Origin of the sequence: Paenibacillus darwinianus (genome assembly GCF_000598065.1) — a bacterium.
GTDB lineage: Bacteria > Bacillota > Bacilli > Paenibacillales > Paenibacillaceae > Paenibacillus_I > Paenibacillus_I darwinianus.
In genome coordinates, this window is the sequence record NZ_KK082138.1 from 57,239 (window position 1) to 82,829 (window position 25,591).

Annotated in this window: 24 protein-coding genes and 1 pseudogene; all 25 read left to right on the forward strand. The window is 58.0% G+C overall.

The window, feature by feature from the left end; translation table 11 throughout:
• Window positions 1-298: 298 nt before the first annotated feature.
• Window positions 299-2,446, forward strand: a pseudogene (locus BG52_RS03980) (PolC-type DNA polymerase III); the annotation flags it as partial.
• A 179-nt stretch (window positions 2,447-2,625) separates the two neighbouring features.
• A complete protein-coding gene (rimP, locus tag BG52_RS03985) occupies window positions 2,626-3,087 on the forward strand; it encodes a ribosome maturation factor RimP (protein WP_036579324.1) in 462 nt (153 codons plus the stop codon).
• 27 nt (window positions 3,088-3,114) lie between these two features.
• Window positions 3,115-4,215, forward strand: a complete 1,101-nt coding sequence (gene nusA / locus BG52_RS03990; RefSeq protein WP_036579325.1) for a transcription termination factor NusA — start codon at window positions 3,115-3,117, stop codon at window positions 4,213-4,215.
• A 45-nt stretch (window positions 4,216-4,260) separates the two neighbouring features.
• The gene (gene rnpM / locus BG52_RS03995) at window positions 4,261-4,578 is read left to right on the forward strand and encodes an RNase P modulator RnpM (protein WP_036579447.1); all 318 of its coding nucleotides are present in this window, start codon (window positions 4,261-4,263) and stop codon (window positions 4,576-4,578) included.
• Window positions 4,562-4,891 carry a L7Ae/L30e/S12e/Gadd45 family ribosomal protein gene (locus BG52_RS04000; RefSeq protein ID WP_036579328.1) on the forward strand — a complete coding sequence of 110 codons (330 nt, stop codon included), beginning with the start codon at window positions 4,562-4,564 and terminating at the stop codon, window positions 4,889-4,891. Before rnpM ends, BG52_RS04000 begins: the two co-directional genes overlap by 17 nt.
• Window positions 4,888-7,704: a translation initiation factor IF-2 gene (infB, locus tag BG52_RS04005; RefSeq protein WP_036579329.1), complete on the forward strand. Its 2,817-nt coding sequence runs from the start codon at window positions 4,888-4,890 to the stop codon at window positions 7,702-7,704. Before BG52_RS04000 ends, infB begins: the two co-directional genes overlap by 4 nt.
• A 6-nt stretch (window positions 7,705-7,710) precedes the next feature.
• Window positions 7,711-8,067, forward strand: coding sequence for a 30S ribosome-binding factor RbfA (gene rbfA / locus BG52_RS04010; RefSeq protein WP_036579330.1), 357 nt, complete (start codon window positions 7,711-7,713; stop codon window positions 8,065-8,067).
• Window positions 8,064-9,062, forward strand: a complete 999-nt coding sequence (locus tag BG52_RS04015) for a DHH family phosphoesterase (protein WP_036579332.1) — start codon at window positions 8,064-8,066, stop codon at window positions 9,060-9,062. Before rbfA ends, BG52_RS04015 begins: the two co-directional genes overlap by 4 nt.
• Before the next feature lie 30 nt (window positions 9,063-9,092).
• Entirely contained in the window at window positions 9,093-9,998 is a 906-nt protein-coding gene (gene truB, locus BG52_RS04020; protein WP_036579334.1) for a tRNA pseudouridine(55) synthase TruB, read from the forward strand.
• A gap of 37 nt (window positions 9,999-10,035) precedes the next feature.
• Window positions 10,036-10,986 (forward strand): bifunctional riboflavin kinase/FAD synthetase, encoded by a 951-nt coding sequence (locus BG52_RS04025; protein WP_036579335.1) that lies wholly within the window; start codon window positions 10,036-10,038, stop codon window positions 10,984-10,986.
• On the forward strand, window positions 10,986-11,138 hold the full coding sequence (locus tag BG52_RS15925; RefSeq protein WP_190287455.1) for a hypothetical protein: 153 nt from the start codon (window positions 10,986-10,988) through the stop codon (window positions 11,136-11,138). Before BG52_RS04025 ends, BG52_RS15925 begins: the two co-directional genes overlap by 1 nt.
• A gap of 16 nt (window positions 11,139-11,154) precedes the next feature.
• Entirely contained in the window at window positions 11,155-11,424 is a 270-nt protein-coding gene (rpsO, locus tag BG52_RS04030) for a 30S ribosomal protein S15 (protein ID WP_036579338.1), read from the forward strand.
• Window positions 11,425-11,589: 165 nt separating this feature from the next.
• Window positions 11,590-13,692: a polyribonucleotide nucleotidyltransferase gene (pnp, locus tag BG52_RS04035; RefSeq protein WP_036579339.1), complete on the forward strand. Its 2,103-nt coding sequence runs from the start codon at window positions 11,590-11,592 to the stop codon at window positions 13,690-13,692.
• Between the two features lie 133 nt (window positions 13,693-13,825).
• Entirely contained in the window at window positions 13,826-14,827 is a 1,002-nt protein-coding gene (locus tag BG52_RS04040) for a polysaccharide deacetylase family protein (protein ID WP_036579340.1), read from the forward strand.
• A 36-nt stretch (window positions 14,828-14,863) separates the two neighbouring features.
• Window positions 14,864-16,132, forward strand: coding sequence for a M16 family metallopeptidase (locus BG52_RS04045; protein WP_036579343.1), 1,269 nt, complete (start codon window positions 14,864-14,866; stop codon window positions 16,130-16,132).
• Window positions 16,113-16,556, forward strand: coding sequence for a dUTP diphosphatase (gene dut, locus BG52_RS04050; protein WP_036579344.1), 444 nt, complete (start codon window positions 16,113-16,115; stop codon window positions 16,554-16,556). Before BG52_RS04045 ends, dut begins: the two co-directional genes overlap by 20 nt.
• Window positions 16,557-16,806: 250 nt before the next feature.
• Complete coding sequence (gene dpsA / locus BG52_RS04055) at window positions 16,807-17,706, forward strand: dipicolinate synthase subunit DpsA (protein ID WP_036579346.1); 900 nt, start codon at window positions 16,807-16,809, stop codon at window positions 17,704-17,706.
• The gene (locus BG52_RS04060) at window positions 17,703-18,293 is read left to right on the forward strand and encodes a dipicolinate synthase subunit B (protein WP_036579348.1); all 591 of its coding nucleotides are present in this window, start codon (window positions 17,703-17,705) and stop codon (window positions 18,291-18,293) included. The genes dpsA and BG52_RS04060 overlap by 4 nt, the downstream gene beginning before the upstream one ends.
• Before the next feature lie 59 nt (window positions 18,294-18,352).
• Window positions 18,353-19,393: an aspartate-semialdehyde dehydrogenase gene (locus BG52_RS04065; RefSeq protein ID WP_036579351.1), complete on the forward strand. Its 1,041-nt coding sequence runs from the start codon at window positions 18,353-18,355 to the stop codon at window positions 19,391-19,393.
• Between the two features lie 82 nt (window positions 19,394-19,475).
• Entirely contained in the window at window positions 19,476-20,678 is a 1,203-nt protein-coding gene (gene dapG / locus BG52_RS04070; protein ID WP_036579353.1) for an aspartate kinase, read from the forward strand.
• Between the two features lie 273 nt (window positions 20,679-20,951).
• Window positions 20,952-21,824, forward strand: a complete 873-nt coding sequence (dapA, locus tag BG52_RS04075) for a 4-hydroxy-tetrahydrodipicolinate synthase (protein ID WP_036579355.1) — start codon at window positions 20,952-20,954, stop codon at window positions 21,822-21,824.
• Window positions 21,825-22,045: 221 nt separating this feature from the next.
• Window positions 22,046-23,725: a ribonuclease J gene (locus tag BG52_RS04080; protein ID WP_036579358.1), complete on the forward strand. Its 1,680-nt coding sequence runs from the start codon at window positions 22,046-22,048 to the stop codon at window positions 23,723-23,725.
• A 203-nt stretch (window positions 23,726-23,928) separates the two neighbouring features.
• A complete protein-coding gene (locus tag BG52_RS04085) occupies window positions 23,929-24,651 on the forward strand; it encodes a ClpP family protease (RefSeq protein ID WP_051587914.1) in 723 nt (240 codons plus the stop codon).
• Window positions 24,648-24,893 (forward strand): YlzJ-like family protein, encoded by a 246-nt coding sequence (locus BG52_RS04090; protein WP_036579362.1) that lies wholly within the window; start codon window positions 24,648-24,650, stop codon window positions 24,891-24,893. Before BG52_RS04085 ends, BG52_RS04090 begins: the two co-directional genes overlap by 4 nt.
• A 49-nt stretch (window positions 24,894-24,942) precedes the next feature.
• On the forward strand, window positions 24,943-25,591 hold a 649-nt coding region (locus BG52_RS04095; protein ID WP_036666865.1), incomplete at its 3' end, for a DNA translocase FtsK 4TM domain-containing protein.

Consider the following 25,591-nt stretch of genomic DNA (forward strand, 5'->3'; position numbering starts at 1 on the left):
TACCTGAATCCGCGCGACAAAATTTTCCGGGACATTACGATCCATGGCATTACCGGCTTCAGCCCGCTGAAAGATATCAAGAAGCCGGACGCCCATTTCCGCACGACCAAGGAGATGCTGGACGCGTTCGCCTTCCTTGGCGAGGAGAAGGCGCGCGAGGTCGTCGTCACGAACACGGTCACGCTGGCGGAGCGGTTTGAGGATTTCGAGATGTTTCCGGACAAGCTGTTCACCCCGATCATCGAAGGGGCGGACGAGGAAATTCGCAATACATGCTACGACTTCGCCAATCGGCGACAAGCTCGGCAAGCCGGTCATCGCGACGGGCAATGTCCATTACCTGAATCCGCGCGACAAAATTTTCCGGGACATTACGATCCATGGCATTACCGGCTTCAGCCCGCTGAAAGATATCAAGAAGCCGGACGCCCATTTCCGCACGACCAAGGAGATGCTGGACGCGTTCGCCTTCCTTGGCGAGGAGAAGGCGCGCGAGGTCGTCGTCACGAACACGGTCACGCTGGCGGAGCGGTTTGAGGATTTCGAGATGTTTCCGGACAAGCTGTTCACCCCGATCATCGAAGGGGCGGACGAGGAAATTCGCAATACATGCTACGACTTCGCCAAGCAGATGTACGGCGAGCCGCTGCCGCAGGTCGTCGTCGACCGGCTGGAGAAGGAGCTCGTGCCGATCATCAAATACGGCTTCTCCGCGAACTATCTGATCTCGGAGCGGCTGGTGAAGAAGTCTAACGCGGACGGCTATCTCGTCGGCTCGCGGGGCTCCGTCGGGTCGTCCGTTGTCGCGACGTTCCTCGGCATATCCGAGGTGAATCCGCTGCCGGCGCATTACATCTGCCTGAACAGGGATTGCAAGCACAGCGAATGGTTTCTCGACGGCAGTGTGCCGAGCGGCTTCGACCTTCCGGATAAGGCGTGCCCGGATTGCGGGCGTCCGCTGAAGGGCGAGGGTCAGGATATTCCGTTCGAAACGTTCCTCGGCTTCAAGGGCGACAAGGTTCCCGATATCGATTTGAACTTCTCGGGCGAATATCAGCCGCATGCGCACAACTATACGAAGGTGCTGTTCGGGGAGAAAAGCGTGTTCCGGGCCGGCACCATCGGTACCGTCGCGGAGAAAACGGCCTACGGCTTCACGAAGAAATACGAGGAAGACCAGGGCAAAAAATGGCGGGGCGCGGAGCTGAACCGGCTGGCCGCGGGCTGTACCGGCGTCAAGCGAAGCACCGGCCAGCACCCGGGCGGCATCGTGGTGGTTCCGGATTATATCGAGGTGGAGGACATCACGCCGGTTCAGTATCCGGCCGACGACACAGGCGCGGAGTGGAAGACGACGCATTTCGATTATCACGCATTCGACGCGAACCTGCTCAAGCTCGATATACTGGGCCATGACGATCCGACGATGATGCGCATGCTGCAGGATTTGACCGGCGTCGATCCGACGACGATTCCAATGAACGATCCGAAGGTCATGAGCCTGTTCAACTCGACGCAGGCGCTTGGCGTCAGCCCCCAGCAGATCCGGACGCCCGTCGCCACGTACGGCGTGCCGGAGATGGGAACGAAGTTCGTCCGCCAGATGCTCGAGGAAACGATGCCGTCCAGCTTTGCGGATCTGCTGCAGATTTCGGGCCTGTCGCACGGCACGGGCGTTTGGCTCGGCAATGCGCAGGAACTCATCAAGAAGGGCACCTGCAACATCAAGACCGTTATCGGCTGCCGCGACGACATCATGCTGTTTCTTATTTACAAAGCAGGGATGGATGCGGGTCTTGCGTTCAAAATTACGGAGAGCGTGCGTAAGGGCAAAGGCTTGACGCCGGAATGGATCGAGGAGATGAAGCGGTGCAAGGTGCCGCAATGGTACATCGATTCCTGCCTGCGGATCGAGTATATGTTCCCGAAGGCGCACGCCGCCGCTTACGTCATCTCGGCCGTTCGCACCGCCTACTTCAAGCTATATTATCCAATCGCATATTACGCCACTTACTTCACGGTCCGGGCGGAGGATTTCGATCTGGAGCTGCTGTGCCAGGGCTATGATGCGATTCTGAAGAAGCTGATCGAGATCGAGGAGAAGGGTTTCAACGCGACGACCAAGGAGAAGGGCATGACGTCGCTTCTCGAGATGGCGCTCGAAATGACGGCGCGAGGTTTCTCGTTCAAGCCGATCGATCTGTACCGCTCGGACGCGACGAAGTTTCAGATCGACGGCGATTCGCTCATCCCGCCGTTCGCGGCGATCGGCGGCATCGGCGATAATGCGGCGCGCAACATCGCGGCGGCCCGCGAGCAGGGTGACTTCCTGTCCGTCGAGGATTTCCAGCAGAAGTCCCGGGCGTCGAAGACGATCGTGGAGCTGCTCGGCGCCATGGGCTGTTTCCGGGGATTGCCGGAGTCGAACCAATTATCGTTGTTTTAGCACACGGGGGGGTGAAAACGGAGGGACCGTTTTCATTTGATGTTGTCACTTCTCCCCGATTATGCTATAATTTTTCTGGTAATGCTGTTGATATGGTGTCTGCAGAAGAAGAGTGGGGAAACCCACTCTTTACGTTTTGTCTGCGGACAAAACATCATTGGTTCGGGGGGTCAGGTGCCGTGAGCACATCCAAAATAAAAGCCGTAGTCGAAGAAATGGTGCAGCCTTTTTTGATGGAGAACGGATTTGAACTGGTTGACATCGAGTACGTCAAAGAAGGCGGCAACTGGTTTCTTCGCATTTTCGTCGATAAGGAAGGCGGGATTGATATCGACGAGTGCGGCAGGGTCAGCGAATACGTCAGCGAGCGTCTGGACGAGAACGATCCGATCACGGACGCTTATTTTCTCGAGGTGTCGTCACCCGGCGCGGAGCGTCCGCTCAAGAAACCCGAGGACATGGCAAAGGCGGTCGGCAAGCATGTATTTCTTACGACCTATGAGCCGGTCGGCGGTGCAAAGGAATTCGAAGGCAAGCTTGTTTCCTTTGACGGCGAAGAGGCTGTCGTGGAGGTCGGCAAGAAACGGCAGGCGATTCCGTACGAGAAGATTGCGGGCGCGCGGCTGGCCGTCGTGTTTTAACCAGTTGAGAGGGGGAGCAGTTTTCCAATGAGCATGGATTTTATCGAGGCGCTTTCGGAAATCGAGAGGGATAAGGGTATCGGCAAGGACGTGCTGCTTGAAGCGATCGAGGCGGCATTGATTTCGAGCTACAAACGCAATTTCAACACGGCGCAGAACGTGCGCGTCGACATTAACCGCCATACGGGCGTCATCAAGGTGTACGCGCGGAAGACAGTCGTCGAGGAAGTGCTTGACCCGCGTTTGGAAATTTCCGTGGAGGCCGCGCGCGAGCTTAATCCGCATTACCAGCTTGACGACATCGCCGAGATCGAGGTGACGCCGCGCGACTTCGGACGCATCGCGGCGCAGACCGCCAAGCAGGTCGTAACGCAGCGCATTCGCGAAGCGGAGCGCGGGCTGATCTACAACGCGTTCGTAGACAAGGAAGAGGACATCGTGAACGGGATCGTGCAGCGTCAGGACACGCGCAATCTGTACATCGATCTCGGCAAGGTGGAGGCGGCTATGCCGCTTGCCGAACTGATGCCGACCGACAAGTTCAAGCATGGCGACCGCGTGAAGTCGTATATTACCAAGGTTGAGAATACGACGAAGGGACCGCAGATTATTTTGTCCCGCACGCATCCGGGTCTTCTCAAGCGGCTTTTTGAGCTCGAAGTGCCGGAAATCTACGACGGCGTCGTCGAAATCCGTTCGGTAGCGCGCGAAGCGGGCTTCCGCTCCAAAATCGCCGTGCATTCCCGCAATCCCGAGGTTGATCCGGTAGGCTCGTGCGTAGGTCCGAAGGGACTGCGCGTTCAGACGGTCGTGACCGAGCTCAAGGGCGAGAAGATCGATATCGTCCGCTGGTCGGACAGCGTCGAGGAGTATGTCGCCAACGCGCTCAGCCCGTCCAAGGTGCTGGAGGTTATCGTATACGAGCAGGAGAAAATGACGCGGGTCATCGTGCCGGATTATCAGCTCTCCCTCGCGATCGGTATCAAAGGGCAGAACGCCCGTCTTGCGGCTAAGCTGACCGGCTGGAAAATCGACATCAAGAGCGAAACGCAAGCCGAGCAGGAATTCGACCGGCCAAGAACGCAGGGCGGCGCGATGCATCAGGACTCTGTTTCCTACGACGGGTAACCGGCGGACTGCCGGCCTGAGGATAAGGAGGACGGAGGGATGACGATGAAGCCTAGAAAAGTGCCGCTGCGCAAGTGCGTGGCCTGCCAGGAAATGATGCCGAAAAAGGCGCTCATCCGGGTCGTCCGGACGCCCGATGACGGCGTGCTCATTGATCTGACGGGCAAAAAGGCCGGCCGGGGCGCCTATTTGTGCGGCAAGATCGGCTGCTTCAAGCTGGCCAAGAAAAGCAAAGCGTTCGACCGCGCGTTGAAGCTGACCGTCGATCCGGTCATTTACGATCAGCTGGAGCAGGATTTCATTGCGGTGGAGGACGAATTCAACGCCGCCAAGGAGCGGGACGACGATGACGACGAATCCTAAGGCGTTGTCGGCGCTTGGCATGGCGATGAGGGCCGGGAAGCTGGTGACCGGCGATGAAACGGTGCTGAAAGCCGTTAAACAGCGTAAAGCGGCGCTTGTGCTTGTAGCCGGTGACGCTTCTGACAATACAAAGAAGAAATACCGTGACAAGTGCGCTTCCTACGGCGTGCCGTTGCTGGAAGTGTTCGACCGGTTCACGCTCGGCGCTGCGATCGGAAAGGAGGAGCGTGTGATCGTCGGGGTGGCGGACTATGGCTTTGCCCGGATGATACGCGATCATCTTGGTACACATTCGGAGGTGGAGGAATATTGACTAAACAGGACAACAAGGATAAACTGCGCGTCTATGAATACGCCAAATCACTCAATATGAGCAGCAAGGAAATCATTACGATTCTGAAGCGGCTCGATTTGCCCGTCAACAATCATATGAGCGTCATGGAAAATGAAATGGTGTCCAGGGTCGAAGGCTTCTTCCGCAATATCAAGGAGAACGCCGCGGCCAAGCGCGCGCAGGAGGGCAGCGGGGCCGGCCGTCAGCAGGCGGCGGGCAAGCCGTCCGGCGACCGGCCGCAGGCGGCCGCGCGGTCGAATGAGCCGCAAGCGTCGCTCCGCTCCAATACGCTGCAGTCCGGGGAGCGCCCGGCGCAGGGGCAGCAGTCCGGCGGACAACGCCCGAACGATCAGGTCAACCGTATAAACCCAAATCAAACAGAAAAGCAGGAGACTATGAATTCAACTACAACCACAACGAATACGCAACCTCAGAATAATGCGAACAGGCAGCAAGGCGGCAGCAATGGCCGTCCGCAAGGCCAAAGCGGCCAAGCACAGCAGGGTGGCGGATACAACCGTCCGCAAGGCGGCGGACGTCCGCAAGGCCAAGGCGGCCAAGGGCAGCAGGGCGGGGGATATAACCGTCCGCAAGGTCAGGGCGGCCAGAACCGCGGAGCGCAAGGCGGAGGCCAAGGCGGCCAAAATCGCGGACCGCAAGGCGGCAACCGTCCGGCCGGTCAAGGCGGCCAAGGCGGCTTCCGCAGCGGCCAGGCTCAAGGCGGAGGTCAAGGCGGCCAAGGCGGCAACCGTCCGGTCGGCGCAGGCCAAGGCGGCTTCCGCAGCGGCGGACCCGGCGGTGCAGGCGTCTCTCAAGGGGGCGCTCGTCCGCAGCAGAACCGCTTCAACGATTCGAAGCCGGGCTCAGGTCGTCCGGGCGAAGGCGGCGACAGTTCGCGCAACAGAAACAACAATAACCGCTCGAAGCCGGGCGGCGGCCGTTTCGACGACAACCGCAACTACAAAGGCGGCCGCGGCGGCAAAAACAACCGCGGCGGGCGCGGCAACCAGAACCAGGAACGTCGCGAGAAGATCGACAATACGCCGAAGAAGGTTATCGTCCGCGGAAGCATGACGGTCGGCGAGCTGGCGAAGCTGCTGCATAAAGACGCTTCGGAAGTGATCAAAAAGCTGCTGTTGATGGGCGTTATGGCTACGATCAATCAGGAACTCGATCTCGATACGATTCAGCTTGTGATCGGCGATTACGGCGTCGAAGCCGAAATCAAGCTTCCGGTCGATGAGGACTCGTTCGAAACGGTCGAAGAGAACGACGAAGATGCGGATTTGGAAACGCGTCCGCCTGTCGTCACGATCATGGGCCACGTCGACCACGGCAAAACGACCCTGCTTGACGCCATTCGCGAGACGAACGTCACCGGCGGCGAAGCAGGCGGGATCACGCAGCATATCGGCGCGTACCAGGCTGAAATCAATCAGAAGAAAATCACGTTCCTCGATACGCCGGGCCACGAAGCTTTCACGACGATGCGCGCGCGCGGCGCCCAGGTAACCGACATTACGATTCTGGTCGTTGCCGCAGACGACGGCGTCATGCCGCAGACGATCGAAGCGATCAACCACGCGAAAGCGGCAGGCGTGCCGATTATCGTGGCCGTGAACAAGATTGACAAGGAAGGCGCTAACCCCGACAAAATCATGCAGGCGCTGACCGAGTATGAGCTGGTGCCGGAAGCATGGGGCGGCGAGACGATTTTCGTCAACATTTCCGCAAAGCAGCGCATGAACCTCGAAGAGCTGCTGGAGATGATTCTGCTTGTGGCCGAGGTCAACGATTACAAGGCGAATCCGAACAAGCGGGCGCGCGGCACGGTCATCGAAGCCGAGCTGGACAAAGGCAAGGGGCCTGTCGCACGCGTGCTGGTGCAGCACGGCACGCTCAAAATCGGCGATGCGTTCGTGGCCGGCAACTGCTTCGGCCGCATCCGGGCGATGGTCAACGACAAGGGCCGCCGCATGAAGGAAGCGGGTCCGTCCACGCCGGTCGAAATTACCGGTTTAACGGAAGTGCCGCTGGCCGGTGATCCGTTCATGGTGTTCGAAGACGAGCGCAAGGCTCGTGCGATCGCCGACCGCCGCGCCATCAAGCAGCGCGAATCGGAGCGCGGCTCGAATTCGCGCGTCACGCTGGACGATTTGTATAAACATATCAAGGATGGCGAAATTAAAGACCTGAACGTCATTATCAAGTCCGACGTTCAAGGCTCTGCGGAAGCGCTGAAGGGATCGCTCGCGAAGATCGAAATCGAAGGCGTGCGCGTCAAGATTTTGCACAGCGGGGTGGGAGCCATCACCGAATCCGACGTTACGCTTGCATCGGCTTCGAACGCGATCGTTATCGGCTTCAACGTTCGTCCTGAGCCGCAAGCGAAGCAGAACGCCGATCAAGAGAAGGTCGACATCCGTCTTCACAGCATCATATACAAAGTGATTGACGAGATTGAACACGCAATGAAGGGCATGCTGGATCCGGTATACAAGGAAGTTGTTATCGGCCATGCCGAAGTCCGCAACCTGTTCAAGGTCAGCAAAGTCGGCACGATTGCCGGCTGTATGGTTACGTCGGGCAAAATCACCCGTTCGGCCAAGGCGCGTCTCATTCGCGGCGGCATTGTCGTTTTCGAGGGCGAGATCGAATCGCTCAAGCGTTACAAGGATGACGCCAAAGAGGTTGCTCAGGGCTACGAATGCGGAATTACGCTGGACGGCTACAACGACCTCCAAGAAGGGGACACGATCGAAGCGTTCATCATGGAAACCGTTGAGAGGTGATCAAGCATGGCGAAAGTCCGGGTAGGCCGTGTCGGCGAGCAAATTAAGAAAGAAATCAGTCTGATCATCCAGCAGGAGCTTAAAGATCCCCGGATCGGGTTCATTACGGTAACCGGCGTGGAAGTGACAAACGACCTGTCGCAGGCGAAGGTGTATCTGAGCGTGCTGGGCAGCGACGAGCAGAAAGAAAACACGCTCGCCGCGCTGGCGCGGTCGAAAGGATTTTTGCGCTCAGAGCTGGGCAAGCGAATTCAACTGCGCCACACGCCGGAGCTCATTTTCAAATTTGACAGCAGCATTGAGTACGGCAGCCGGATCGAAGCGCTGCTCGATCAGGTGAACCGGGGGAACGGCGGCGTATGACGATTCGCAGCATCGAATACGTGCGCATGCTTGAAGAAGCGCTCGCCTTCCTGAAGGGCGGAGACGATTATCTGGTCGTCTCCCATGTTCAGCCAGACGGCGACGCGGTCAGCTCTACAGTAATTATTCACTGGTTGCTGGAGAAGCTGGGCAAGCGGGCGGTGCTCGTCAATGAGGGCCGTATACCGCCCCGCTTGCAATATTTGCGGTCCTCCGAATTCATCGTTAATTTATCCGAGAACAAGCCGGAGCGCACATTCAGCAGAATCGTGACGGTGGATTGCGCGGATTTCCGGCGGGTAGGGCGGGCGGAAGAACTGTTCTCTGCAGAATACGCCCTGCTTAATATCGATCACCATCCGACCAACGACGCATTCGGCTCCACCAACCTGCTGCGGTTCGATGCGGCGGCGACGGCCGAAATCCTGTTCGATTTGATCGAGCATGCGGGCATTCCGCTGGATGTCGAGGTCGCCACGGCGATCTACACCGGATTGCTCACGGACACCGGCGGATTTCGATACTCGAATACGACCGCCCATGTGATGGCGATTGCTTCCAGACTGCTTGATGCAGGGGTGAACGGCTTCGGTCTCGCGGATCATCTGCTTGAACAGATGTCGCTGCCGCAGCTGCGGGTCCTTCAGCGCGGACTTTCGCGCCTTGCGCTCAGCGAGGACGGCAGAATCGGCTGGCTCTATATCGAGCCCTCCGATATGGCCGAAACGGGCGCGGCCGGCGAAGATTTGGAGGGGCTTGTCAACTATGCGCGGAACATTGAAGGCGTCGAAGTCGGGATGTTGTTCAAGGTGACTGAAAGCGGGGAAGTGAAGGTCAGCTTGCGCTCGGCCGGCGCCGCCGATGTGGCGGCTATCGCCCAGTCTTTCGGCGGCGGCGGACATGTCCGCGCGGCCGGATGCCGGGTGGACGGTCCGATAGGGGATGCGATGACGGCCGTCGTAGGCTCCGTGCGCAAAGCGCTGGACCGGGTTTGATCAAGCAAGCAGGAAAGGCATGATTGCGTAATGGACGGAATATTAGCCGTATGGAAACCGGCGGGCTGGACGTCGCACGATGTTGTCGCGAAGGTCAGGCGGCTGACTCGCATCAAGCGGATCGGACACGCCGGTACGCTGGATCCCCAAGTGACGGGGGTGCTCCCGCTGTGCATGGGCAGAGCGACCCGTGTCGTGGAATATTTGCAGGAGCTGCCGAAGGCGTACGAAGCCGTACTGCAGCTTGGCATTTCTACCGACACCGAGGATATGACAGGCAGCGTGCTCGAGCGGCGCGAAGGCATCCGCGTCACGGAGCAAGCGATAAGAGAAGCGCTCGTGCGGTTTACCGGGGAGATCGAACAGGTCCCGCCGATGTATTCGGCCGTCAAGGTCGACGGCAAACGACTGTATGAGCTGGCTCGTGAAGGCAAGACGGTCGAACGCAAGGCGCGACGCGTGACCGTTTACGGCATCGAGCTGACGTTCGCAGAGCTGGATATTCCGCTGCCGCGGATCGGCTTTGCGGTCACATGCTCCAAAGGCACGTATATCCGCACACTTTGCGTCGATATCGGCCAGGTCCTCGGGGTTCCCGCCGCCATGGCGGAGCTCAAGCGCACCGTTTCCGGCGGTCTTACCGAATCGGACTGCGTCACGCTTGAGCAGATTGAAGCGTTGCAGCCCCAGGGTCTGCTGGAAGAGAAGCTGCTGCCGGCCGAGCGGGCGCTGGAGCATCTGCCGCGCATTACGGCGGACAGCCGGACGGCGCAGATGGCACTGCAGGGACGCAAGCTGCCGTACTCCGGGCCAGCAGCTGGTGCTTCGGCATCGGACGGGCTGGTCCGGCTTTTCGGTGAAGACGACAAGTTTATCGGCCTGTACCGGACCGATGACGAAGCGGACCTGCTCGTACCCGTCAAAGTTTTTTCGTGACGACCGCAGCAAACATAGAATTGCAGGTGTAACGGCATTGGAAATCATTTATCTGGACTTTCCGTTCGATCATGGCGCCTTATCCGGGGGGGATCGGGGGAAAGTGATCGCAATCGGCTATTTCGACGGCGTGCACCTCGGCCATCGGAAGGTGATAGGCTTGGCCGTCGAACGCGCGGCAGCCGCCGGACGGCTGTCTGCCGTCATGACGTTCCATCCCCACCCGAAGGAGGTGCTCGGGCAGGGAGGACAGTATGCCACATCGCTGACGCCCCTAGACGAAAAGCTGCGCCGTTTTCAAAAGCTGGGCGTCGATCTCGTTTATGTCGTTCGGTTCGACCGTGCTTTTGCGGCCTTGTCGCCCGAATCGTTCGTACAGGACATGCTTTTCCGATTGCGGATCGAGGAAGCCATCGTCGGCTTCGATTTCTCGTTCGGCAGCCGCGGAGCGGGAACGCCGGAACTGCTTGCCCGGCTTGCCGCACCTTCGTTGGAGGTCCATGTCATGGGACCGCTTGAGCTGGACGGCGGCAAAGTCAGCAGCTCACGTATTCGAGCGGCGCTTGAACAGGGCGATGTCGGGCAGGCCGAGCGTCTGCTCGGTAGGCCTTACCACATATCCGGCACCGTTGTTCATGGGGAAGGCAGGGGCCGGACGATCGGGTTTCCGACGGCGAATGTCCAGCCGGACGGAGCCTACGTGCTGCCTAGACTGGGCGTCTACGCAGTCACCGTTCACGCAGCGGGCGCGGCCTATCCGGCCGTCATGAATGTAGGCGTGAAGCCGACCTTTCATGAGAACGGCATGGATCCGAAGCTGGAGGCCCATCTTTTCGGCTACGAAGGCGATTTGTACGGCAGCCGGGTGGCGCTCGACTTCCACGCTTTCCTGCGTCCTGAACGCAAATTCGGCTCCGTATCCGAGCTGGTCGAGCAGATCGGCCGCGATGCGGCAACCGCGCAGGAGCTTCTGAACAAGACGGAATAATGCGGCTTTACAGCGTCGAGGAAGTGGACGTTTACTTTAACCGTTCGGGTATGCTATACTTGAACACGTTGCAGCTGAAAGGCCGTTTCATAACCATGGCTTGGTCGTTCGCCCTCACCGTCGGCGGCGAGGCCATCGGCGATTCCAAGTAAGGAGGTGAACATAAGGATGGCAATCACACAAGAACGCAAGAACGAAGTGATCGACACGCATAAAACACATGCGAACGATACCGGTTCGCCGGAAGTTCAAGTCGCTATCCTGACGGAGAACATCACCAACTTGACTCAGCATCTGCGGGAGCACAAGAAAGACCACCATTCCCGCCGCGGTCTGCTCAAGATGGTCGGCCAACGCCGTAAGCTTCTGGCATACCTGAAGAATAAAGATGTTAGACGTTACAGCGCTCTGATTGAAAAACTCGGCCTTCGCCGATAATCATGCGGAAGAAAAGCAACCTGGTTGTCAAGCGGTCCGGTTAACCGGACGGCATGCCGGCACCCGGTTGCTTTTTGCCATGTAGCGGGTTAGCAGGAATGGCGAGAATGTTGTCGAATGGGTAACTATGGTACTATGTTACATAAATGATATGGGAGGTTCACGATGACACAACGCGTGGAAATGCAGCTCGGTGGACGGACGCTCGTGCTCGAAACCGGCAGGCTTGCGAAGCAGGCCAATGCTGCTGTAACCGTCCGCTATGGCGATACGGTCGTGCTCTGTACGGTAACGGCTTCGCCGGGTCCGAAGGATTTGGATTTCTTTCCGCTTACCGTAAACTATGAGGAGAAGCTTTATGCCGTCGGCAAAATTCCGGGCGGTTTCATTAAAAGAGAAGGACGTCCGAGCGAGAAGGCAATCTTGGCGAGTCGGTTGACCGACCGTCCGATTCGCCCGCTTTTCCCGGAGGGATTCCGCAACGACGTGCAGATCGTCGATCTCGTTATGAGCGTGGATCAGGATTGCTCGCCGCAAATCGCGGCCATGATCGGCACGTCGGCGGCGCTGTCCATCTCGGACGTTCCGTTTAACGGACCGATAGGCGGCGTCATCGTCGGCCGTGTGGATGGCCAGTTCATCATCAATCCGACGGTCGAGCAGGAGTCGCGCTCCGACATTTACGTCGTGGTCGCCGGTACGAAGGACGCGATCATGATGGTGGAGGCGGAAGCCGACGAAGTAGCGGAGCAGGTGATGCTCGAAGCAATCATGTTTGGGCATGACGAAATCAAAAAAATCGTTGCCGTCATCGAGCAGCTGGTGCAGACTGCCGGCAAGCCGAAAATGGACGTGAAGCTGCATGCGGTCGACGAGAACGTCAACCGCGATGTACGCGCCTTCGCATCCGCCAGACTCGTGGAAGCGATCCGCATTCCGGAGAAGCACGCCCGCCAGGAGGCGATCGATGCCGTTAACGCCGATGCGGTCGCCCATTTCGAAGAAGCGTACACCGATGCGCCGGAATTGATCGGGGACGTCAAGGAAGTGCTCTATGACATTGTGAAGGAAGAAGTGCGCCGCTTGATTACGCATGACAAGGTGCGTCCGGACGGCCGCGGGCTGGACGAGATTCGTCCGATCGAATGCGACGTCGCCCTGCTGCCGAGAACACATGGCTCCGGCCTGTTCACGCGCGGCCAGACGCAGGCGCTCAGCATTTGTACGCTCGGCGCGCTCGGCGACGTTCAGATTCTGGACGGCATCGGCCTTGAGGAATCGAAACGGTTCATGCATCATTACAACTTCCCGCCGTTCAGCGTAGGGGAAGCCCGTCCGCTGCGCGCTCCGGGACGCCGCGAAATCGGACACGGCGCGCTGGGCGAACGTGCATTGTCGAAGGTGATTCCGTCCGAAGCGGATTTTCCGTATACGATCCGTCTCGTATCCGAGGTGCTGGAGTCGAACGGTTCGACGTCGCAGGCAAGCATTTGCGCCAGCACGCTGGCGATGATGGATGCAGGCGTGCCGATCAAAGCGCCGGTAGCCGGCATTGCGATGGGGCTGATCAAGGACGGCGAGCATTTCTCCATCCTGTCCGACATTCAGGGGATGGAAGACCATCTCGGCGATATGGATTTCAAGGTGGCGGGAACGTCCGAGGGCGTAACGGCCATTCAGATGGACATCAAAATCGACGGCATCGACCGCGCGATTCTGACGCAGGCGCTTGAGCAAGCCCGGGAAGGCCGCATGCATATTCTCGGCAAAATGCTCGAGGTGATGAAGACGCCTCGGACAAGCCTGTCGCCATATGCGCCAAAGATCGTCATCATGCAGATCAATCCAGACAAAATCCGCGACGTTATCGGCGCCGGCGGCAAGATCATTAACAAGATCATCGAGGAAACCGGTGTGAAAATCGACATCGAGCAGGACGGCAAAGTATTTATCGCTTCGTCGGACGAGCAGGCGATTGTCCGTGCCCGCCAGATTATCGAAGGCATTGTGAAGGAAGTCGTGGTCGGCGAGATTTACCTCGGCACGGTTAAGCGCGTGGAGAAGTTCGGCGCGTTCGTCGAAATTTTGCCCGGCAAGGAAGGACTTGTCCACATCTCGCAGTTGTCCTCCGAGCGCGTGGCGAAGACGGAAGACGTAGTGAAGATCGGCGACCAGATTACGGTCAAAGTGACGGAGATTGACCAGCAGGGCCGTGTCAACCTGTCCCGCAAAGCTGTGCTTGCCGCTCAGGAGCCCGCGCAGTCCTAGCAGCATCCGCAAATCGAATCATGACCAACAAAGAGCCAGAGTTACATCTGTCTCTTTTTGTTTTGTCCGCATTCTCATATCCTTGTCCCGGCCGTCATAAACTGGTAGCAATATAGCGGAAGAGGTGCGGGCGATGCGGAAAAAAGCGGCCGCGATGGCCGCCTGCCTGGCGGCCGTCGTCGGATTGGCCGCCTGGAACGGCGATGTCGGGCGATATGTGTATGACATCAAACAACGGGCCGGCGGAGATGCGGTGGCATACGGCGTTCTAGCGGAGAGTCGGGAGGAGGACCCTCTTCTCGCGCGAATCCGGAAGGAAGCGTCCGAACGGAGGGAAGAGCCGATCGATGCGGTCGTCGACCGGGTGTGGAAGGCGATTCCCGGCTATAACGGCTTAGAGGTCGACGTTGAGCAGACCTACTTACGAATGAGGGGGTTGCCGGCGGAGGCGCCGATTGCGTTCGTTTACCGGGAGCTGAAGCCGAAGATCGGCTTGGAGAGCCTCGGTCCGCAGCCGATTTACCGCGGCAATCCGAGCAAACCGATGGCGGCCATTATGATCAACGTCGCGTGGGGGAACGAATATGTGCTGCCGATTCTCGATACGCTCGACCGGGAAAAGGTCAAAGCCACCTTTTTCCTCGACGGCTCCTGGCTCTCGAAAAATCCCGAACTGGCGCGGGCGATTGCGGCTCGGGGCCATGAGATGTCCAACCACGCATACTCCCATCCGGATATGAGCCGACTCAGCCAATCGCAGCAGCTGCGGCAAATCGAGCGGACGGAAGACCTGCTTCGCACGACGTTGGGCGTCAACAACCGATGGTTCGCGCCGCCTTCCGGCTCCTATAATGAGACGACCGTACGCACCGCGGCGGCGCTAGGGCTAAAAACGGTGCTGTGGACCGTTGACACCGTTGATTGGCAAAAGCCGGCGCCTTCGGCGATTGTGGCCAAAATTACGCGTGAAGCCGGGCCGGGCTCACTCATTCTGATGCATCCGACAGCCTCTTCGCGGGACGCGCTCGAAGGCATGATCGCCGCGATCAGGAAAAAGGGACTGGCGCTCGGCACCGTCTCCGAGACGCTCTCGGCCAAACGATGGCCTCCGGTTGAGGCGGAAGCCCGATTCTGATATAGTGAAATCATTGATTTTCTAGGAGGAGACCCGGTGAACAGATATACGCTGCAGAACGGCTTACGAGTAGTGGTCGAGAATATACCTACGTGTCGGTCGGTGTCATTCGGCATTTGGGTGAGAACCGGCTCGCGTTACGAGAGGCCGGACAACAACGGCATCTCCCATTTTATCGAGCACATGCTGTTTAAAGGAACCGACAAGCGCAGCGCGAAGGATATCGCCGATTTGTTCGACGGCATCGGAGGCAACATCAACGCTTTCACATCCAAGGAATATACGTGTTATTTTGCGAAAGTGCTGGATCAGCACCTGCCGATCGCGATTGAAGCGCTGGCCGATATGTTCTTCGATTCGCAGTTTGATCAAGGGGAGCTCAGCAAAGAAAAGAACGTTATACTCGAAGAAATTTCCATGTACGACGACACGCCGGACGACAAGGTTCACGATGAAGCGTCGCGCGCCGCCTTCGGCGACCATCCTCTCGCTTATTCGATATTGGGGCTTGAAGACCGTTTGACCGCAATGGGTCCGTCGGATCTGCAAAGTTATATGAAGGATCATTATAGAATAGACAATACGGTCATTGCCGTTGCGGGCAATGTGGAGGATGCGGCGGTTCTTGAACTGCTGGAGAAGCATTTCGCCCGCTTTGACCGCAAAGGCGAGAACGCCGCCGTTTATCCGACGCCCGGCTTTAGCGGAGAATATATTTTCCATAAGAAAAAAACCGAGCAAAACCATCTGTGCCTCTCGTTTCCTGGCTGCTCGATTGCGGATCACCAGCTGTACGCGATGGTGCTGCTCAACAATGCGATCGGCGGCGGCATGAGCTCCCGGCTGTTTCAGGAAATCCGGGAGAAACGGGGATTGGCCTATTCCGTTTATTCTTACCATACCTCGTTCGCCGATACCGGCCTCTTTACGATTTATGCCGGAACGGCGCCGAAGCAGACAAAGCAAGTGCTCGATCTGACGATTGAACAACTCGGCGAGCTGGCGGTGTCCGGTTTAACGGATGCGGAGCTTCACCGCGGCAAGGAGCAGTTGAAGGGCAGCCTTATCCTGAGCCTCGAAAGCACGAGCAGCCGTATGAACAGGATCGGCAAAAACGAACTTATGCTCGGACGCCATTATACGCTTGATGGGATGCTGGAGCGAATCGATGCCGTCACCATGAGCGACATCCGCGACATTACGCGCCGCATGCTGGAGGTTCCGTTCGCGGTGGCGATGGTCGGCACGAGCGATAAGGCGGCTGCCGCACTGGGGAGGGATTGTCTTGTATCACGTGCAATTTAAAAAGCTCCCGGGTAACGAGGACGTTCCGCTTCCGGCTAAAATGTCCAAGTGGGCGGCCGGCTTCGACCTGCATGCCGCCGTGAGCGAGCCGATTACGCTTCAGCCCGGTGAGCGTGTTCTCGTTCCGACAGGCTTCGCCATGGCGATGCCGCCGGAACTGGAGGCGCAAATCCGGCCGCGCAGCGGCCTTGCTTACAAGAACGGCATCACCTGCCTGAATACGCCCGGCACGATCGATGCCGATTATCGCGGCGAGGTGAAGGTGCTGCTGGCGAACCTGGGGCAGGAACCGTTCATGATCGCGCGCGGGGAGCGGATTGCGCAGATGGTGTTCCAGATCGTGCCGCAGATCGAAATCGCCGAAGTCGAAGAACTCCCGGATACGGAGCGGGGTGTCGGCGGGTTCGGGCATACGGGTCGCTGACCTAGCGTTGCCGGAGGAGTCACGCCGTCAGGGCAACCCGGAAATTCAGATGAGGATCGATCGATAACGAACCGGAGGCGGCCGCCTCCGGTTTTTGTTACGGATGAAGCGAGCGTACGGAATGGAGGACGGCGCTCAGCCTGCGTCCCAAGGCAGGCTGCTGCGGGTTTTTCGCGGGGGCTCTCACCCTCATCTGGGCGCATGCATAAGATGGTCTATGCAGGATTGGCTCAGAGAGGAGTGAGGCGGTTTGCTCACAGGAGTGAATGTCGTGCTGCTGGGCGGCGACGCCCGTCAGCTTGAGGTGATCCGCAAGCTGACGGAGCTCGATGCGACGGTGGTGGTGGCCGGATTCGACGGCTTGCATTCGCCGCTGGACGGGGCGGTTAAGGCCGAGCTGCATGGGGAACTGTTCGACGATGCGGATGCGCTCATTCTGCCGGCGGTCGGGACCGACGACGAAGGCGTCGTCACAGCCGTTTTCAGCGACAAGGAGCTGCGGCTGCTGGAAGAGCATGTCGACCGGCTGCCGAAACATTGCAAGGTGTACACCGGGTTGGCCAAACCGTATTTGAGGCAGCTGTGCGGCAAGTACGGCATCGCGGTCATCGAGCTGTTCGAGCGGGACGACGTGGCGATCTACAACTCGATTCCGACGGCGGAAGGCGCGATCATGATGGCGATCCAGAACACCGACATTACGATCCACGGCTCGACATCGCTCGTGCTCGGACTTGGCAGAACCGGTTTTACACTTGCCCGTACCCTACAGGGAATGGGGGCCCGCGTGTTGGTCGGCGTGCGCCGCGAGGAGCATTTCGCGCGCGCCGAGGAGATGGGCTTCAAACCGCTCTATATCAAGGATTTACTGCATTACGCAGGCAATCTCGACTTGCTTTTTAATACAATTCCGACTATGATAGTCACAGCGCAAATAATAGCGAAATTGCCGTCGCGCGCCGTCATTATCGACCTGGCGTCGAAACCTGGCGGCACTGATTTTCGCTTCGCGGAGAAGCGCGGAATCAAAGCGATGCTCGCCCCGGGATTACCCGGAATCGTAGCTCCCAAGACAGCCGGACGTATCATAGCGGACTGCTTGAGTCGGTTGATCATGGAGGATTTACGAGTACGGGGGGATGAGCAATGAATTGGCATGGCATAACGGTCGGATACGCATTGTCCGGTTCGCATTGCACGTTTGCAGAAGTGATGCCGCAAATCAAACGGTTTGTCGACGCCGGAGCCCGGGTGATTCCGATCGTCACCTCGACGATTATGACGACTGACACGAGGTTCGGAACATCGGCGGAATGGCAGAAACAGCTTAAGGAAATTACGGGCAACGAGATGATCTCGACCATCGTGGAAGCGGAGCCTTTGGGCCCGTCCAAGCTGCTCGACGTGATGCTGATTGCGCCCTGCACGGGCAACACGACCAGCAAGCTGGCGAACGCGATGACGGACAGCGCGGTATTAATGGCGGCCAAAGCGCAAATGCGCAACGGCAGACCGCTCGTGCTGGCGATTTCGACGAATGACGGCCTCGGGCTTAATGCGGCCAACATCGCGAAGCTGCTCATTACCAAGAACATTTATTTCGTACCGTTCGGTCAAGACAACCCGGAGCAGAAGCCGAATTCGCTTGTCGCCCGGATGGATTTGCTGATGGAAGCCTGTGAAGCGGCGCTTCAGGGCAAGCAGGTTCAGCCTGTACTGATCGAACGTTACCCATAATAGACGGACGCATGGCGTAACCGGGCAAGCCGTTTCAAATTGAGGGGAGATTAGGAATCATGTCGGAACAAAAATTGTTTAACGTCGCCGTTGTCGGGGCGACAGGCGCGGTAGGAGAACAAATCATCGGTCTGCTCGAGAAACGGGACTTCCCGATCAACCAGCTGAAGCTGTTGTCTTCCGCGAGATCGGCCGGCAACAAAATTTTGTTCAAAGGCCGTGAGCTTACGGTTGAGGAAGCGACGCCAGAAAGCTTTGAAGGGGTCGAAATCGCTCTCTTCAGCGCCGGCGGCGATGTCAGCAAGGCGCTTGCGCCGCATGCGGTCGAGCGCGGTGCTGTATGCATCGACAATACGAACGCCTACCGGATGGACCCGGAGACGCCGCTTGTGGTGCCTGAAGTGAACATCGATAAAGTAAGCGAACACAAGGGCATTATCGCCAATCCGAACTGCTCCACGATCCAGATGGTCGCTGCGCTTAAGCCGCTTTATGACCGATATGGCATTTCGCGCATTATCGTGTCCACCTATCAGGCGGTTTCGGGCGCGGGCAGCAAGGCCATCGACGAAATGCTGCGTCAGACTCGCGAGGCTCTCGAGGGGAACGACGTCAAGCCGGATATTTTGCCGGTAGGCTCGCTTCCTGTTAAGCATCAGATCGCCTTCAACGCGATTCCGCAGATCGATAAATTCCAGGACAACGGATATACGCTCGAAGAGATGAAGATGGTCCGTGAAACCAAAAAAATCATGGGTGATGACGCGATCGACGTTACCGCTACTTGCGTGCGGGTACCGGTCGTTTACGGACATTCCGAATCCGTTTATGTCGAGCTGAAAAACGACTACGAGCTCGAAGACGTCAGGAAGCTGCTTTCGGACGCGCCGGGTATCGTCGTGGTCGACGACATGGATGCCCAGCAGTATCCGCTCGCCACCGATGCGGCCGGCAAGCCGGACGTGTTCGTCGGACGCCTCCGCCGCGACCTCGGTGCACCCCGCGGCCTGAATCTGTGGATCGTATCCGACAACCTGCTGAAGGGCGCGGCCTGGAACGCCGTGCAAATCGCCGAATATATCGCGATCGAACAGAACTAACCGCTTAACCGATCCTCTAACCGGGTATATCCGAAAGGAAATGCCGGTCGTCAATCCGGCGGAGAGAGGAAGATCAAACCGCATGGCCATTCTCGTACAGAAATACGGCGGCACGTCGCTTGCCAGCGAAGAGGCGCGCCGACGCGTGCTGGGGCACATTGAACGTGAGCGCGCCCATTCCTACGCGCTCGTCGTCGTCGTTTCCGCAATGGGACGGATGGGAGATCCCTATGCGACCGATACGCTGCTGTCTCTCGGAGGCTCCGCGCAGTCGCTGCCTCCGAGAGAAAAGGACCTGCTGGCCGTCTGCGGCGAGATTATTTCGGCCAACGTATTATGCGGATTGCTCCGAAGCGAGGGCGTTCCGTCGATTGTGATGACGGGCGGTCAAGCCGGCATCCGGACGGACGCCGGCTTCGGGCAAGCGCGCATTATGCGCATCGATCCGGACCCTGTCATGCGACAGCTCGAGCAAGGGAAGGTGGTTATCGTCACCGGCTTTCAGGGACAGTCGGACCAAGGTGACTTTACCACGCTTGGCAGAGGCGGAAGCGATACGTCAGCTACGGCGATCGGTGCGGCGCTCCGGGCCGAGCGCATCGACATCTATACCGACGTCGACGGCATTCTGACTGCCGACCCGAGGCTTGTCGAGGACGCAAAGCCGCTCGACACGGTCAGCTACGCCGAGATCACGAATCTGGCGCGGCAAGGCGCCAAGGTCATCCATCCGAGGGCGGTGGAAATCGCCGCGCAGAGCAACATTCCGCTGCGCGTGCGCTCGACATTTTCAGACGGCGAGGGCACGCTCGTCACGGCCGACCCGGTCTCCGAATCGCAGGTTCGCGACCGTCTTGCGACAGGCATCGCCCATGTGCCGAAGGTGACCCAAATATCGGTGACGGCCGATGGCCACAAAGACATGCAACTCAACGTTTTTCAATCGATGGCTAAGCATGGGATCAGCGTGGATTTTATTAACGTGACCCCCGGTGGCGCCTTGTATACCGTATTCGATGAGGATGCGGACCGCGCCCTGGAGGTGCTCGGCAAGCTCGGCTATACGCCGGCCGCGGTGCGCGGCTGCGCCAAGGTGTCTGTAGTCGGAAGCGGGATGCACGGCGTTCCCGGCGTTATGGCCCGCATCGTCGAGGCGTTGACGGAGGAAGGCATCACGATTCTTCAATCGGCGGATTCCCACGCCACCATCTGGGTCCTGGTGCGTCAGGAGCAGATGACCGCCGCCGTCCGCGCCTTGCACAATAAATTCGAATTGCACTTATAACGTAGACGTCCGCTAAGCATCCATTGCTTGTCAACTACGGTTTTCCGACGGCCATTTCATATCTTATTGCTTTAATACCCTGCTCTTAAGGTATAATGCAGACGTAGTTGTTGATCCGTATAGCGTGCAGGTTCCGAATCATAACCATTGACCGGTTCCATCATCCACGGAACCGGTTTTTGCAATTACTATATAATCATGTTTTGATTTTCCGCGAAGCGGCCATGCCATTGGCCCGAGCCCAAAAATCAAAACGTTGATGGAGGCGTCCCTATGGAATTCGGCAGACTAATCACCGCAATGGTCACACCGTTCGATGCGCAAGGCCGTATCGATTGGGAAGCGACCGGCCGTTTGATCGATTACTTGATTGAGGATCAGGAAAGCGACAGCCTTGTCCTGTCGGGCACAACCGGCGAATCGCCGACGCTTAGCGACGAGGAGAAGCTTGCCCTGTTCCGTTTCTCCGTGGAACGGGCGGCCGGCCGCTGCAAAATTATTGCGGGCACCGGGAGCAACAATACGTCCCATTCGATTCATTTGACCCAAGAGGCCGAGGCCTGCGGCGTCGACGGCATATTGCTGGTAGCACCGTACTACAACCGTCCGAGCCAGGAAGGGCTGTACCGCCACTTTCGCGCCATCGCGGAGTCGACCGGGCTGCCGATATTGCTGTACAACGTACCCGGCCGCACTGGGGTCAACATCAGCGCCGAGACGACGCTGCGTCTCGCCGAGCTCCCGAATGTCGTCGCGACGAAGGATTGCGCCCCGCTTGAGCAAATCACGGCGATCGCAGCCGCAGCGCCGGAGCATTTTCGGGTATACAGCGGCGATGACAGCGCAACTCTGCCGGTGCTTACGGTGGGGGGCTACGGCATCGTCAGCGTGGCCAGCCATTTAATCGGAAGCAAAATGAAACGGCTAATCGAAGCACATCTGTCCGGCAACGCGGCGGAGGCGGCCAAGCTGCATCAGGAATGTTATCCCGTCTTCAAGGGACTTTTCGAATGTCCGCATCCTGTGCCGAATCCGGTGGCGGTCAAATATGCGCTCGGACTGAAGGGGATTCCGGTCGGCGGCGTTCGGCTGCCGCTCGTTGAGCCGACCGAGGCGGAAGCCGCTTTTATAAGCAAATTGCTGTGACCACAGTCCGGAATGAAGCAGACGATACGGAAACCGGTGTGCACTCGGCATCGGTTTTTGTGTTTTAGGAGAGGCTACGGGTACGGTGGATTTTGCAGGTCGGCTTGTGTTTTGTTATTTTCTTCATGTATAATGTGGTTAAGTGACTGGGTGCGGCAAATCTTTGAAAATCTAATAACGTTTGGATCGACGTCCAACACATTCAGGAGGTACGGATTTACTTGTCTAAAAAGAACAACCAAGATAAACTGCTCATTTTCGCATTGGGCGGCGTCGGTGAAATCGGCAAAAACATGTATGTGGTTCAGTATGGGAATGACATTGTCGTTGTGGATTCCGGTCTGAAATTTCCGGAGGAAGACATGCTTGGCATCGACATCGTCATCCCCGACATTACGTATTTAACGGATAACCGCGACAAGGTTCGCGGTATTCTAATCACCCACGGACATGAAGACCATATCGGCGGATTGCCTTACGTACTGCGGCATCTGAACGTTCCGGTTTACGGTACGAAGCTGACGCTCGGCCTTATCGAAGGCAAGCTGAAGGAAGCCGGGCTGCTCGGCGACACGAAGCGCATTCTGATCAACGCGGATTCCGAAGTGCAGCTCGGCGCGATCAAAGCCAGCTTCTTCAAGGTAAACCACAGCATTCCCGACGCGGTCGGCGTCTGTTTGGACACGCCTGAGGGACGTGTCGTTCACACCGGCGACTTCAAGTTCGACCATACGCCGGTCAATAATCAATATGCGGATCTGCAGCGTATGGCGGAAATCGGCAGCGGCGGCGTATTGGCCCTGCTGTCCGACAGCACGAATGCGGAACGTCCCGGCTTTACCCCGTCGGAAAGTAATATCGGACGGGAGTTTGAGGACATTTTCCGCAAATCGCAGCAGCGTGTGGTCGTGGCGACGTTCGCTTCGAACGTTCACCGGCTTCAGCAGGTCATCAATGCCGCGATGGCAACGAAGAGAAAGCTCGCTGTCATCGGACGCAGCATGGTGAACGTTGTCTCCATCGCTTCAGAGCTCGGCTATCTGAACATTCCGGAAGGGATGATCATCGAGCCGGAGGAAGTTGGCAAAATAGCGGCCGACCGGGTCGTGATTCTGTCTACGGGCAGCCAGGGCGAGCCGATGTCCGCGCTGACGCGCATGGCCCGCTCAACACACCGCAAGGTGGACATTCTGCCGGGGGATACGGTGATCATTGCCGCGACGCCGATCCCGGGCAACGAGAAGTATGTCGGCCGTACGGTCGACGAGCTGTTCCGGCTTGGCGCCAACGTGATTTACGGTCCCGGTTCGGTATCGGGCGTTCACGTTTCCGGTCACGGCAGCCAAGAGGAATTGAAGTTGATGCTCAATCTGATGAAGCCGAAATATTTTATCCCGATTCATGGCGAATACCGGATGCTGCGGCAGCACGCGCTGCTCGCGGAAGCAGTCGGCGTGGAGAAAGAAAACATCTTCATGCTCGACAACGGCGATACGGTTGAGCTTCAAGGCGGCGCGGCCCGCAAAGGCAGCAAGGTACAGGCGGGCAATGTGCTGATTGACGGCCTTGGCGTCGGGGACGTAGGTAACATCGTCTTGCGGGACCGCAAGCTTCTGTCCCAGGACGGAATACTCGTCGTCGTCGTCACGCTGAGCAAGCAGGACGGCGCAATCGTATCCGGTCCGGATATCATATCACGCGGATTCGTTTATGTACGCGAATCCGAAGGTTTGCTGGAGGAAGCGAACCGGATCGTAACGTCCACGCTCAACAAGCTGATGAGCGACAACGTCAACGAATGGGCTTCGCTCAAAACCAATGTGAAGGATGCGCTTGGCCGGTTCCTGTACGAGCAGACCCGCCGCCGTCCGATGATCTTGCCGATCATCATGGAAGTGTAACACCCGCACGACCCAAGCACCCGAAAACGAACAGCTCTGTGTCCCGTCCGCCAGGATGGGCTCGGGGCTGTTTTTTCATGCTGCCTGTGTATTGAACTCGCAGGCGGTGGAATAAAACGTGTTCCTTTTTCCATACTATGACGAGTATGTCCATGAAGGGGGAATGACAGCGAATGACGGAATACCGATACCAGGGAGGCCGGATGGAAGAGCCTCCGTTGCCCGTACCGGGGGAGCCTCTGACCGGCAATCCGGTTGCGCAAAGTATTCAGCAGTTCGGACAGACGACCACGCCCGCCACGGAATCCAATCTTTATTGCATGACGATCATCGGACAGGTGGAAGGACACTTGGTGCTTCCGCCGCAGAACAAAACGACGAAATATGAGCATCTCATCCCACAGCTGGTCGCGGCGGAGCAGAATTCGAAAATCGAAGGCATTCTGATCGTGCTGAATACGGTCGGCGGGGATGTCGAGGCCGGTCTGGCGATTGCCGAAATGATATCATCGCTGACAAAGCCGAAGGTTACGCTCGTGCTGGGCGGCGGGCATTCGATCGGGGTGCCGATCGCCGTAGCCGGCGACAAGTCGTTCATCGCTGAAACGGCTACCATGACCATTCATCCGATCCGCTTGAACGGTCTCGTGATCGGGGTTCCCCAAACGTTCGAGTACCTGGAGAAAATGCAGGAGCGGGTCGTTCGGTTCGTAACCTCCCATTCCAACATTACGGATGAGATGTTCAAGGAACTGATGTTCAAAACCGGGGAGCTGACCCGCGATATCGGCACGAGCGTCGTAGGGCCCGATGCGGTCAAGTACGGCTTGATCGACGCCATCGGCGGGATCGGCGCCGCGCTTCGCGAATTGAACATGAGAATCGAGGAGCGTAAGCGGATGATACAGGGGGTGGCGCTGCAATGACGCTGCATACGATTATTCCGCTCGACATCGTGACCCAAGGGCTTGGGCAAGAAGCGGAAGAACGTACCTACGTCGAGATTACGAGCGGCCGGCTGCGGCTGCAGCTGGAGCCGGTATACCCCGGTGTGGGCCGAATCGTCCGTCTTGTGGACGGTCCCCTGAACGATTACCTTCGTCCGGAGCTTGCGCCCGGCATGCTGTTTGCTTACGGCAGGCCCGAGGACGGCGCGACGTTTTCATAGGAACATCTGTCCTCTTATGGTATAATCGTATACCGAGAGGTGACCGAGTTTGGCGAAACGCAAACGGAAAAACAAATCGATCGGCGCACAGCTGAAATATGAGGTATACGGCATCCTGCTCATCACCGTCTCGGTCATCGCCCTTTCCGGGGAGGCTGCGGTGGGACGCTCGTTATCGAAGCTGTTCGCTTTGCTGCTGGGCGGATTTTATTTCGTCGTCCCGCTGGTCGGCATTTATGTGGGCATGGCTGTCATGATTAAAAGGGCCTGGCCGTCAGGCTGGTCGAACCGCAAGTCGGGCGTCCTGCTTCTGGTTCTTGCGTTGACGCTGCTTGCGGCTATTAAAGAAGTCAGCCAGCGAACGGAGTTTCTGGGCCTTCCATTGAGCGGAGATCTGATTATGCAGCCGGCAAACGGCTTATGGCAGGCATTTAAATCGACTCCTGTTTTCGATACCGGGTTTAATCAGCGAAATCTTGGCGGAGGCTTTGTCGGACACGTTGAATACCGTATCCTTTACGGCTTGTTCGGATATATCGGTACGTATCTGATTGTGATCGTCATGTTCGCCATCGGGGGCATGCTGCTTACCGGAAAGTCATACGTCGAGCTGGCGCGGGCGCTTCACAAACGGGGCAGCCGCATGCTGGCTCTCCTTCAGCACAAGCTTGCGGCCGGTGGCGGCCGCAAGCCTTCGG

Excerpts from the sequence above, each read along its gene's own strand:
- nusA (WP_036579325.1), top strand. The coding sequence starts at position 3,115 with ATGAGCATGGATTTTATCGAGGCGCTTTCGGAAATCGAGAGGGATAAG.
- rnpM (WP_036579447.1), top strand. The coding sequence starts at position 4,261 with ATGAAGCCTAGAAAAGTGCCGCTGCGCAAGTGCGTGGCCTGCCAGGAA.
- BG52_RS04000 (WP_036579328.1), top strand. The coding sequence starts at position 4,562 with ATGACGACGAATCCTAAGGCGTTGTCGGCGCTTGGCATGGCGATGAGG.
- rbfA (WP_036579330.1), top strand. The coding sequence starts at position 7,711 with ATGGCGAAAGTCCGGGTAGGCCGTGTCGGCGAGCAAATTAAGAAAGAA.
- BG52_RS04015 (WP_036579332.1), top strand. The coding sequence starts at position 8,064 with ATGACGATTCGCAGCATCGAATACGTGCGCATGCTTGAAGAAGCGCTC.
- truB (WP_036579334.1), top strand. The coding sequence starts at position 9,093 with ATGGACGGAATATTAGCCGTATGGAAACCGGCGGGCTGGACGTCGCAC.
- BG52_RS15925 (WP_190287455.1), top strand. The coding sequence starts at position 10,986 with ATGCGGCTTTACAGCGTCGAGGAAGTGGACGTTTACTTTAACCGTTCG.
- rpsO (WP_036579338.1), top strand. The coding sequence starts at position 11,155 with ATGGCAATCACACAAGAACGCAAGAACGAAGTGATCGACACGCATAAA.
- pnp (WP_036579339.1), top strand. The coding sequence starts at position 11,590 with ATGACACAACGCGTGGAAATGCAGCTCGGTGGACGGACGCTCGTGCTC.
- BG52_RS04040 (WP_036579340.1), top strand. The coding sequence starts at position 13,826 with ATGCGGAAAAAAGCGGCCGCGATGGCCGCCTGCCTGGCGGCCGTCGTC.
- BG52_RS04060 (WP_036579348.1), top strand. The coding sequence starts at position 17,703 with ATGAATTGGCATGGCATAACGGTCGGATACGCATTGTCCGGTTCGCAT.
- BG52_RS04065 (WP_036579351.1), top strand. The coding sequence starts at position 18,353 with ATGTCGGAACAAAAATTGTTTAACGTCGCCGTTGTCGGGGCGACAGGC.
- dapG (WP_036579353.1), top strand. The coding sequence starts at position 19,476 with ATGGCCATTCTCGTACAGAAATACGGCGGCACGTCGCTTGCCAGCGAA.
- dapA (WP_036579355.1), top strand. The coding sequence starts at position 20,952 with ATGGAATTCGGCAGACTAATCACCGCAATGGTCACACCGTTCGATGCG.
- BG52_RS04085 (WP_051587914.1), top strand. The coding sequence starts at position 23,929 with ATGGAAGAGCCTCCGTTGCCCGTACCGGGGGAGCCTCTGACCGGCAAT.
- BG52_RS04090 (WP_036579362.1), top strand. The coding sequence starts at position 24,648 with ATGACGCTGCATACGATTATTCCGCTCGACATCGTGACCCAAGGGCTT.